The sequence below is a fragment of the Alkalihalobacillus alcalophilus ATCC 27647 = CGMCC 1.3604 genome (assembly GCF_000292245.2).
Taxonomy (GTDB): domain Bacteria; phylum Bacillota; class Bacilli; order Bacillales; family Bacillaceae_D; genus Alkalihalobacillus; species Alkalihalobacillus alcalophilus.
Genome location: NZ_ALPT02000108.1, coordinates 1 through 11378, shown reverse-complemented (window position 1 = coordinate 11378; position 11378 = coordinate 1). Strand labels below are relative to the sequence as shown.

The 11378-nt window shown below is 37.6% G+C and carries 7 protein-coding genes; all 7 read left to right on the top strand.

Features of this window, described 5'->3' with window-relative positions; all coding sequences use genetic code 11:
• The first annotated feature begins 537 nt into the window (after window positions 1–537).
• The 7 genes from BALCAV_RS22910 (at window position 538) to BALCAV_RS19135 (ending at window position 11288) form a co-directional block, all read left to right on the top strand.
• Window positions 538–879, top strand: a complete 342-nt coding sequence (locus tag BALCAV_RS22910) for a hypothetical protein (RefSeq protein WP_136446073.1) — start codon at window positions 538–540, stop codon at window positions 877–879.
• 57 nt (window positions 880–936) lie between these two features.
• Entirely contained in the window at window positions 937–1593 is a 657-nt protein-coding gene (locus BALCAV_RS19160; RefSeq protein ID WP_003320565.1) for a PadR family transcriptional regulator, read from the top strand.
• A 318-nt stretch (window positions 1594–1911) separates the two neighbouring features.
• A complete protein-coding gene (locus tag BALCAV_RS19155; RefSeq protein ID WP_003320564.1) occupies window positions 1912–2739 on the top strand; it encodes a PRD domain-containing protein in 828 nt (275 codons plus the stop codon).
• A 234-nt stretch (window positions 2740–2973) separates the two neighbouring features.
• On the top strand, window positions 2974–4344 hold the full coding sequence (locus BALCAV_RS19150; RefSeq protein WP_003320562.1) for a sucrose-specific PTS transporter subunit IIBC: 1371 nt from the start codon (window positions 2974–2976) through the stop codon (window positions 4342–4344).
• 61 nt (window positions 4345–4405) lie between these two features.
• Complete coding sequence (locus tag BALCAV_RS19145; protein WP_003320561.1) at window positions 4406–5356, top strand: aminoimidazole riboside kinase; 951 nt, start codon at window positions 4406–4408, stop codon at window positions 5354–5356.
• Window position 5357: 1 nt separating this feature from the next.
• On the top strand, window positions 5358–6827 hold the full coding sequence (locus BALCAV_RS19140; RefSeq protein WP_003320560.1) for a glycoside hydrolase family 32 protein: 1470 nt from the start codon (window positions 5358–5360) through the stop codon (window positions 6825–6827).
• A gap of 366 nt (window positions 6828–7193) precedes the next feature.
• Window positions 7194–11288: a DUF6359 domain-containing protein gene (locus BALCAV_RS19135; RefSeq protein WP_003320559.1), complete on the top strand. Its 4095-nt coding sequence runs from the start codon at window positions 7194–7196 to the stop codon at window positions 11286–11288.
• The last annotated feature ends 90 nt before the right edge of the window (window positions 11289–11378 follow it).

Here is an 11378-nt window from a genome sequence, read left to right as displayed (position 1 = left end):
TGCGGAGGTTTGTTTGAAGTATTATTAGAGTGGAGCAAACGATCTATGGTAGAAAGTGAAGAAGAAATGGTGGAGAGAATGGTTCGATACTTTTCTTTAAAAATTTAACAGAGAATTAGCTTTAGCTCATTTTAAATTAATGTGAAAAAGAGGCACAACTCATCATCAAAGAAGTTCAATCTTAATACTCAACTTTCGCATCGAGAAAATCCGTTCAACGAGTTGGCAGAGCGAATAGAAGCTCTTAAACAAATGCCCTTGATACGTTAGAAAAGCGAGAACGCAAATCACACCAAACGGATAAACTGTGCATCAAGAAAAAATAGACAATGCTCTTCTTCATTTTAGTGAACAGTTTCCTTCAACAGCCTACGAAGAGATGGGTTCAGACTGTCAACGATTGAACCGAACGTGTAAAGTCGATTTGAGTATTGTATCGCCCTAAAGTCAATCTCTATCAACGGTTAACGGTCAATCATACGCTGCGAAATTGAGTTAATAGTATTAAAAAAATAACTAGCGAGCAAAAACGCAATAATGAAAATAGGTGGGCAGATTTTTACAGCATGGATGATTAAGTTGTCTGTTTCTCCATTAATATTATTGTTTGTTTCAAGTGCTGTACTCGGTTTGACGATAATTGTGATTTCAAAAATTAAACCTTTAATAAAAAACCAACAAAATAATAAACAAAGTCAAACAAAGATGATCTTATCTAGTTTAAGTTATGTTTGGCATCATAAAATGTTAAAGCCAGTTTTACTTCTATTAACATGTGCGATGCTGTTTATAAGTTCGATAGACTTATTTGCTTGTAACTTTTTTGACAGAGGAATTAAAGGTAGGTGTGGAGAATTTAAGTTTTATCTTATCAACTGAAAAAGTGTCTCATCAAAAAACAGGTTAAGTAAATGGGAATCAAAAAGAGGTGAGTGGATGTCGTTACGATACGCAATTTTAGGTTTTTTAAGTGATTGGGAGGCTAGTGGATACGATATAAAAAAAGAGTTTGATGATGTGATGAGTATTTCTTGGCACAGTCATTTGTCACAGATTTATCCAGAATTAAGTAAGCTTGAAAAAGAAGAACTCATTCAAAGTCGGTTTGTGGAACAAGAAGGGAAGCCTGATAAAAAGATATATACTATTACAGAAACAGGAAAAAGAGAGTTAATCCAATGGCTTATGACACCGACTGAACCCCCGAAAATAAAAGACGTTTTTTTAATGCAAGTGTTTTTCTCTGATCGTATATCTTTTGATGAAGTGTTATTGAAGCTGAATCTTTATAAAAAGGAAAGGCAGAAGCGGTTAGAAAAAATGAAAGGGATTATTCAAGAGCGTTTTAAAAGTATTAAAGAAAGAAATGTAATGAATGCCCGTATTATTATGGCATCTGCTGTTTTAAAACGTGGTTTAGAGAGTGAAGTGCAATACATAAAATGGTGTGATGACACTATTCAATTTGTACAAAGTTGTCAATCTTTATGGGATAAAAAAGGAAATCAATCTTATGAAGAGCTTGCAGCGGTGTTTGATGAATATTTTAAAGAGGCATCAGCTCTTGTCCAGAACGAGGAAGATAAAGCGTAGAAAGGAGATATGAATGGATTATCCAGTCATAAAATGATTAAATGAAAAACTTTCAAATAATTTTAAATTTCTTTTTGGTTATCTTATGTTTATTTGTGATTAATTGGAGCTTTGAGACGTGGATTGATTATGCTCTTATCATAGTTGCTGTTTTATTGCTATTAACGACGAGTTTAAGCGTATACTTGCGTTCTAAAAGAAATGGTTAATGATGTTAACATGTAGCCCTTTCTCTTTCATCAATCAAAAGAAGACTATCTAGCTCTTATTATGGTAAAATAAGCATTCGAGAGTTTTTGGTAAGAGGGGAGACGAACGATGCGTATATTTCGGGTTCTTAATAACAACGCCGTCGTTGTGTTAGAGGGAAAAAAGGAGAAGATAGTTTTTGGAAATGGGATTGCCTTTCAAAAAAAGAAAAATGATATTATCCCAAAAGAAAAAATTGAAAAGGTTTTTTTGTTACATGAACAATCTTCAGCAAAATTTCAGCAAATCCTTGCGACGTTGCCAGAAGAGCATATTGAACTTGCTGAAAAGGTGATAAGCTATGCAGAAGGGTATTTACAGGAGCCTCTTCATGATCATATTCATATTGCGTTAACCGATCATCTTTCGTTTGCGCTTGAGCGTATTAAACAAGGGTTGGCCATTCAGAACAAATTGACAAATGAGATTAAATTTTTATATAAAAAAGAGTTTGAAATTGGTTTATGGGCAAAGGAAGAAATAAAAAAAGAGTTAGATGTCGTCATTCCTCTTGATGAAGTTGCTCATATTGCTCTTCATCTCCATACAGCTAAACTTGGTGGACACTCAATGATGGAATCGCTTGAAAAAGCGACGATTTTACGAGATTTTGTTGAACAAGTGGAAAATATCTTAAAAATAAATATAGAAGAATCAAGCATTAATTATCAACGTTTAATCACTCATTTACGTTTTGCTTTGAATCGAATTGAAATAAAGAAGGAATTCGAACCGATTGATCATGATATGTTGAGTTTGATTAAAGATAAATATGAAGCGGCTTATGGATGTGCGAAGGCGGCTGTTGAATTTTTGGAACAAGAATATGGAATACGCTTTCCAGAATCAGAGGTTGCTTATATTTCCCTTCATATTCAAAGGTTAACAAACGAATAAACGGTTGACGATAACGTTTTCATCTTGTAGAATAATGACAAAAGAACATGAATATTGTAGGATTGTGACTGGTTAGGCAGGCAAGACCTAAAATGTGTAAGGCGACATAGGTAGATCGACTTTTCTTCGAGCTACCTGTGTGTACTTTATATATTTTAGGTCTTTTTTGTTGTCTTGATGAGTACGCCATGTGCACTTCGACAATAAAAAACTTTAAATCTAGGAGGAAATAAGATGAATCACCAAGAGATTGCTAACCAACTTATGGAGCATTTAGGGGGAAAAGAGAATGTGATCAGCGCGGCACATTGTGCAACAAGATTACGTTTGGTTATTGATGATGAAGAGCAAATCAATAAAAAAGAGATCGAAGAATTAGATGGGGTGAAAGGAGCTTTTTCTAGTTCTGGTCAATTCCAAGTGATTTTTGGAACAGGGACGGTAAACAAAGTGTTTATTGAACTTGCACCACTTCTTGGTTTAGAAGAGAATAATAATGAGGAAAGACCAAAGGAATCCCATAGTGATGCAGCTAAAAAGAAAATGAATCCATTAGCTCGTTTTGCTCGCACACTATCGAATATTTTTGTGCCGATTATACCAGCGATTGTGGCAGCAGGGATGTTGATGGGGCTACTAGGTTTGATGAACACTTATAATTGGGTAAACGCTGATAGTGGGCTCTTTGTTTTACTTGATATGTTTTCATCCGCCGCTTTTATTATTTTGCCAATTTTAATTGGATTTAGTGCGGCCAAGGAATTCGGAGGAAATCAATTTTTAGGTGCGGTTATAGGTGGGATTATGACTCATCCGGCTTTATTAAATCCATGGGGATTATCGGATGCAGTACCAGAAACTCTTGATATCTTTGGTATGTCGGTAGAAATGCTTGGTTATCAAGGGACGGTTATTCCTGTTTTACTAACCGTTTATGTGATGTCAAAAATTGAAAAAGGCTTACGTAAAGTTGTTCCAAATGTAATTGATTTACTTCTAACGCCATTTTTAACCGTTATTTTAACCGGATTTTTTGCTTTATTGGTCATAGGACCTTTAGGTCGTGGGTTAGGGAATGCGATTACAACCGTACTTGATGTTGTTTATAACACAGCTGGTCCCATTGCTGGTCTTATATTTGGAGGCCTTTATTCGATGATTGTATTGACAGGGGTGCATCATAGTTTCCATGCTATTGAAGCGGAAATGCTTGTCGCTATCGGTGGAAATTACTTATTACCAATTTGGGCGATGGCAAATGTTGCTCAAGGTGGGGCAACACTGGCTGTATTCTTTAAAACTAGAAATAAAAAAGTAAAAGGAATTGCCTTGCCAGCAGCAGTTTCTGCCTTTCTGGGAATTACTGAACCAGCGATTTTTGGCGTTAATTTAAAATACCGTCTTCCGTTTATTGGGGCAGCAATTGGTGGAGCACTTGGAGGTGCATATGTTGTCTGGACACAAGTAATGGCTAATGGAATTGGATTAACAGGAATTCCGATGTTTGCAATTGCCCAAGATCCATTCAATTATCTAATCGGATTTGTGATTGCGATTTCCAGTGCTTTTATCTTAACTTTATTACTTGGTTGGAAAGAAGATTAAAAGTTCCGCCTCCCTTTTTTAATGAAAAGTGGAGGCTGTCTTTAAAACAGAGGTGATTCATATGAAAAAGGGAATTCTATCTTTAGGGGAAGCACTGATTGATTTTATACCGCTTGATCCATCAAATACAAACTATCAAAAAAGTCCGGGTGGTGCTCCAGCAAATGTAGCGGTTGGAGTTGCACGACTAGGGGCGAAATCAACATTTATTGGTAAAGTAGGTGATGATGTTTTAGGTCGGTTTTTAAAAGAAACGTTAAACGGTTACGGTGTTCATACAGATCGAATGATGTTAGAAAGAGATGTAAGGACGGGTGTGGTGTTTGTCACAAATGCAGCTAATGGGGAACGTACTTTTGATTTTTATATTAATCCAAGTGCAGATCGATTTCTACAAATAGACGAAATAGTTGAGACAGATTTTTACAATCATAAACTTCTTCACTTTGGTTCCATTTCATTAATTTCAAGTCCGGCCAAAGAAGCTACACAGTACGCGGTCAATTTAGCAAAAGAAAAGGGAATGTGGGTTTCCTATGACCCTAATTTACGTTTAGGACTATGGGAGTCCAAAGAACAAGCACACCAGACGATTGTTTCGATGCTAGAGAAAGCCGATATATTAAAAATTTCAGAAGAAGAACTAGAGTTTGTAACAAGGGAATCTGATTTAGAAAAAGCGATGGAACAATTAAAAACCTATAAAATTCCGCTTATTTTTCTAACTTTAGGTGAAAAAGGAAGTTATGTTTACACTGCTAAAGGACATCAGTATGTTTCGGCGATGTCTGTCACAGCTGTTGATACTACAGGAGCTGGTGACGCTTTTGTCTCTAGTATGCTTTATTTATTGAACGAATACAAAGGAGAGTTAGCAGATTTGACTCTAGCAGAGGCGGTTAGGGTAGCTGAATTTGCCTCGCTATCAGGAGCTCTGGCTGCTTCGCAAAAAGGAGCAATGACCGCTTTGCCAACATTAGAAGAAATCACTAAGTTAGGAGGGCGATTGTGAGATGACGAGTAAGGATGAACAATTACGAACGGAAGCCGATGAAGAAGTAAAAAAACATCAGGAGCTTGTTCAACAAGACCCATACCGTCTCCGCTATCACTTAATGCCTCCAGTTGGATTGTTAAATGATCCCAATGGGTGGATTCAATGGAAGGGGACTTTTCATCTTTTTTATCAATGGATGCCGTTTAAAACGGACCATGGGGCAAAGTTTTGGGGGCATTATTCATCAGAAGATCTAGTGAATTGGAATCATGAAAAGATTGCCCTTACGCCTTCTGAGTGGTTTGAAAAAAACGGTTGTTACTCTGGAAGTGCAATTGAGCATGAAGGAAGACTCTATCTTTTTTATACAGGAAATGTAAAGGGTGAAAAAGGAAATCGTGAGACCTATCAATGTTTGGCGGTATCTGAAGACGGTCTTGATTTCCAAAAAGAAGGTCCAGTTGTGCGTTTACCTGACGGCTATACGTCTCATTTTCGTGACCCGAAAGTGTGGCAGCAAAAAGGACGTTTTTTTATGGTGATTGGTGCCCAAACAACTGAATTAAAAGGGGCCGTAGTACTGTTCTCTTCAAGCAATCTTCGTGATTGGAAACATGAAGGAATTCTCATAGGTGGGGGACGAGGTCGTTTAAGCGAATTTGGCTATATGTTTGAGTGTCCCGATATGTTTACCCTTGATGGACGTGATGTGCTGGTCTTTTCTCCTCAAGGCCTTGAGCCAAAAGGGATGAATTATTTAAATGTTTATCAAGCAGGCTATGTTGTCGGTTCATTTGATCCAGAAACGGGACAGTATGACCATGACGATTTTCACGAGCTTGATCACGGTTTTGACTTTTATGCTCCGCAAACAACAGAAGACGAAGCAGGTCGTCGGATTATGTTTGCATGGATGAGTGTTCCTGATCAAGATGAGCAAGCACATCCAACCATTGCTTATCGTTGGTTGCATAACATGACGCTCCCACGAGAGTTAAAACTTATTGGTGGAGAAATATGGCAATTACCTGTTTTAGAATTGGAGCAATTGCGTATTGGGGCTGCTATTATACACAATGTTCAATTAGACGAGGAACACGTTGAGTTAGCCGAAGTGAACGGGAAAGCATTAGAACTTTTAATCGATGACATCACAGTAACAGATGGTTGGTGGGAGTTAACGATCGGAGGAGCAGTAAGACTCCTTTATTCCAAGGGTGTGTTTACATTGGAACGTAAAAGCTATGTAGACGGTGCTTTTGAAAAGCGTCAATGTGAAGTTGAGCAATTGTCTTCACTTCATATATTTATCGACACTTCCTCTATCGAAATTTTCGTAAATGGGGGACGAAAGACATTGACAGCACGTTTTTATCCGCTAACAAATGATGATAGTATTCGCTTTGGAACAAATGGTTTTGCCACATTTTTGGTTCATAAATGGCGTTTGGGAACGAAAAAAATGTCCAATAATAACTTAATATAATGAATAGGCGTGGGGAGAAGGATCTTCCTGCGCTTATCCTTTGTCATGAGTTATGTGTATAAATAATTATTTTGACTAAATAGTATTGTGAAATAATCTAACGGACGCTATTACGAAAGTACTATAGGAGTCATATGTAATAGATATATAGTAATGGTTAGATTACATGCTATTTGATACTTTAACCTTATTTTTACAAACGATTAACCTTTTCCTTATATAAAAGTGATATTCTGTAAAGGCAGGAAAGTGTTTGTTATTGTAGAAAAAGAATTGATCGTGTCTAGACATTGTAAATGTTGGATGTTGTCGTCTTTTTATGTCATTAACTTTCCTAATATTCTGTCTAAAATGAGGAGGAATGAAATGAAAAATCAGTTGTGGAAAAAAGTGATTTATCTGAGTTTAGTGTTTTTACTAATGTTCACTCACTTTTTGCCAGCTTTGACACCTCAAGTTAAAGCTGCAGAAGATGTGATTTCGGTTAGTGAAGCAATTGAGAATAACTCAGGGCGAGCAACCGTTGAGGGGTACATAGTAGGAACAGTGACAAGTGCAACAAATTTTAGATTAGAACCCCCTTTTACAACAAATACGAATTTGGCTTTAGCAGATTCTCCAGATGAGACAGATTTAACGAAAATGATTCCGGTTCAATTACCAGCGGGGAATGTTAGAAACGGTTTGAATCTAGTGAGTAATCCAGGGAACTATCAAGCAAAGGTTCAAATTACTGGTAATCTTCAAAATTACTTTTCGATTCCAGGATTACATTCCGCATCTAGTTATCAAATTCTTGAAGCTGGACAAGAGCCCCCTGAGGAGGGAGATTTAGAGCTCATTTCGATAGTGGAGGCTCGAACGAAATCACTTGATTCACAAGTGATCGTTCAAGGTGTTGTCACAGTTGATAGTAGTGCGATTAGTGGCAATCAGTATACGACTTATATTCAAGATGAGACAGCTGGGATTAATGTATTTAATTTTAACCAAAATCAATTTCCTGATTTATATGAAGGAGATCTCATTGAAGTTCGTGGGAATTTAGTTGAATACAACGGCTTATTAGAAGTTGTTCCTGTAGCTAACGGAATTGAAAAAATATCGGAAGGGAATCCATTACCTTTACCAGTAGAGGTGACATTAGCTGATTTAAATGATCCAGCGATTGCGGAGCCGTTAGAAGGGCAGCTAGTAACGGTCCATGGTTTTGTACAAAATATCCCGAGTAGTCCTGCTGGTGGTGGCTATAATATTTCATTCATCGATGAAGACTTCCAGGCGACAACGGTTCGTGTGATGGAAGGAACAAATGCGATTGATTCGATTGAACAAGGGAATTGGTATGAGGTGACAGGGGTTTTAAGTCAATTTAACACTTATCAAGTACTACCTCGTAAAGCTTCAGATTTTACTCTGGCAGAGTTACAACCAGCCCCACCTAGTTCTGAAGGAACTTATGAATCGACAGTTGGCAGAATTACAGATGGGGATACGATTCATCTTGCTAGTCCTGTCTTAGGTTCAACAGCTGTGCGTTTTCTCAATATGGACACGCCAGAAACGTATCATAGTGTTCGAAATGAACTGGATGAAAATCAAAAATACCATGGTGATGAAGCAACCGAATATATGCATGAGTTATTAAGTGTGGGCGATGAAGTCATCGTTGAAGTTGGACCTGAAGCAACGGATCAATATGGTCGATTACTTGCTCAAATTATTCGTAAATCAGATGGTTTAAATATTAACCTTGAGATGGTCCGAGCAGGGTATGCGACTACTTACTTTATTTGGCCTGTTGGTAATGAAGATGACTATGAATTATTTCAATCGACTGTTCGTGAAGCAAAAGAAGCAGAGTTAGGGATATGGAATCCAGAAAATCCATTATTAGAACAACCGTTTGAATTTAGAGCCCGAGAAACAGGGAATGGTCTTCATCGTTATGTTGGTCACTCCGATACGATGACCTATGTGGAACCAGAAAACTGGAAAGAGGTTCCTGTTGATAAACGTGTCTTTTTTGCAAGTAGTGAAGAAGCAGAAGCAAATGGTTATTTACCGTTTAACGAACCACAAATTCCTGATGAAGAGCTTATTTCGATGCAACTTCTCGGGATGAATGATTTGCATGGTAAAATTGACCAAACATACAATGTAACAGTTGGAGACGATGTGTTACAAGTTGGTCGTTTTGATTATGTGGCCGCTTATTTAAAACAATGGGAAGAACGGAATGAAAATACTTTTATTATTCACTCGGGTGATATGATTGGCGGAAGTTCACCTGTAGCAGCCTTGTTCCAAGATGAGCCAGTGATCGAAATGATGAATGAAATCGGTTTTGATTTTGGAACGGTTGGAAACCATGAATTTGATGAAGGCACAGAGGAATTATTACGAATGGTTCATGGTGGTGACCACCCTGAAGGGAAAGGCTCAGAAGGTTATGCCGGTATGGATTTCCCACTTGTATGTGCAAACTGTGTTGAAAAAGAATCAGGGGAACATTTTTTACCGCCTTATGAAGTGGTTGAAGTTGAGGGGGAACAAGTTGCCTTTGTTGGGGTCAATACAACAGATACAGTGAATATGGTTGTCCCTGATGGAATTAAAGATATTGATTTTACGAATGAAGTTGAGGCAGTAAATGAAGCAGTAGCCGAACTAAAGGAGCAGGGAGTAAGAGCGATTATCGTCTTGGCTCATATGGCTGCCTCACAATCAGGTGAGACGGCTGTTGGACCTGCGGCAGATTTAGCTCGCAATGTTGATGATGAAGTCGATATTATTTTAGCTGGACATAATCATCAAATCGTCAATGCGATCGTGGATGATACGTTAATCGTTCAAGCGTTAGATTATGGTAAAGCTTTTGCGGCAATAGATGTTTTAATTGATCCGGAAACAGGAGACATCGTCGAAAAAGAGGCTGAAATTGTTTTTGTCGATCAAAGTAAAGTAGAACCAGATTCAGCTGTGGGAGCGATTCTAGCAGACTATGAAAATCGAGTTGCCCCGATCTTAAATGAAGTAGTGGGTGTCGCTGCTATTGATATGATCGGTGATTATTCCAATGATGGCGATACTCCACTCGGAAATTTAATTGCCGATAGTATGATTTGGGAAATGGAAAGTGATTTTGCCTTAATGAATGGTGGTGGTATTCGTGATCACCTTCCAGCTGGTGAGATTACTTTTAACCGCCTCTTTAATATTTTACCTTTTAATAATGTTCTCGTGAAATTTGAACTGACAGGAGCAGAATTAAGAGAAATATTAAATGCCCAAATTACAAGTTATGGGCCTGATTTTAGTATTGCTGGTTTTAGTTATACATGGGATAAAGACTCATTAGAAGTGGTTGATATGTTTCTACCAGATGGTTCAGCATTAGTTGAGGAAGCAACTTATACAGTTACAACGAACAACTATATGGCAGAATCTAATGGAGATAAGTATCAATTAATAGGGCAATATGCAAAGAACTTAGTAACAGGACCTGAAGATTTAGAAGCGTTTATTTCTTTTGTGAAAACTTTTTCGGAGCCAATCGCGTATTATCCAGATGGCAGAATTGCTGAAATTAGTACGTTGCCAGAAGAGCCTGGAACACCTGAAGAGCCAGAAGAGCCGAAAGAACCAGGGACCGATCCAGAAGAGCCAAGTGAATTAGACTATGTTGTGGTTGAAGCAATTATTGTTAACGGGAAGATCACGATCTCAACTGAGATGCTCCGAAATTTAGCAGATGATGCGATTCTTTCCATTCAGATGTCTGATTTTAAAAATTCTGTGACTTTAAGCTTAACAGCCGAACAAGCTGCTATTTTAAAAGAAAAAAATGTCACATTAGAAGTTGTAACAGGAGGAATAACCGTAGCGATTCCGACCTCCATTTTCAGTGGACAACAGGAAATAAATTTCTTTCTTTCATTAAATGACCGTTTTCATAATGAGGTTAGTTCAGTATTTGAATTAAAGTTACAAGAAGGTGAGCAGTTCCTCACAAAGTTTGACAAGCCAATTACGCTTATTTTTAATGTAGACATCGAGTCCGTTTCCGATTTAGATAAGTTACAAGTCTATTATTTGAATGAAGCTACAAATAAGTGGGAGCTTGTTGGTGGATCATATAGTGATGATCATAAAGTGACCGCAACAACCGATCATTTTAGTCTTTTTACTGTTCTTGAATCAACTGAAGAAGTGCTTCCAGAGGACACGGTAGATGTACCTCAAAAAGAAGGTGATAATTCAAAAGAAGAGTTAAAAGAAGGGGGTAAAGGAGAAGGAAAAGAAAAAGAGGGTGGCGCTGAGAGCAGTAAAGACAAAATTGAGAAAGGAAAGGTTTTACCTAATACGGCAACATCTAATTATCAATTGATTTTAATTGGAGCCGTTTTACTGTTAATTGCTGCGGGTATGATGTATCAAAGTAAGCGATTAAAAGTTTAATAGGATTCTAAAACGATTACCCTTTTAAGAAATGTTTCTTACATGTGGGTAATCGTTTTTAGTTTCATAGCCTGCGTTTGAAGATGAACT

Bases quoted from the DNA above. Each gene is read 5' to 3' on its own strand.
- BALCAV_RS22910 (WP_136446073.1), top strand. From the start codon at position 538: ATGAAAATAGGTGGGCAGATTTTTACAGCATGGATGATTAAGTTGTCT.
- BALCAV_RS19160 (WP_003320565.1), top strand. From the start codon at position 937: ATGTCGTTACGATACGCAATTTTAGGTTTTTTAAGTGATTGGGAGGCT.
- BALCAV_RS19155 (WP_003320564.1), top strand. From the start codon at position 1,912: ATGCGTATATTTCGGGTTCTTAATAACAACGCCGTCGTTGTGTTAGAG.
- BALCAV_RS19150 (WP_003320562.1), top strand. From the start codon at position 2,974: ATGAATCACCAAGAGATTGCTAACCAACTTATGGAGCATTTAGGGGGA.
- BALCAV_RS19145 (WP_003320561.1), top strand. From the start codon at position 4,406: ATGAAAAAGGGAATTCTATCTTTAGGGGAAGCACTGATTGATTTTATA.
- BALCAV_RS19140 (WP_003320560.1), top strand. From the start codon at position 5,358: ATGACGAGTAAGGATGAACAATTACGAACGGAAGCCGATGAAGAAGTA.
- BALCAV_RS19135 (WP_003320559.1), top strand. From the start codon at position 7,194: ATGAAAAATCAGTTGTGGAAAAAAGTGATTTATCTGAGTTTAGTGTTT.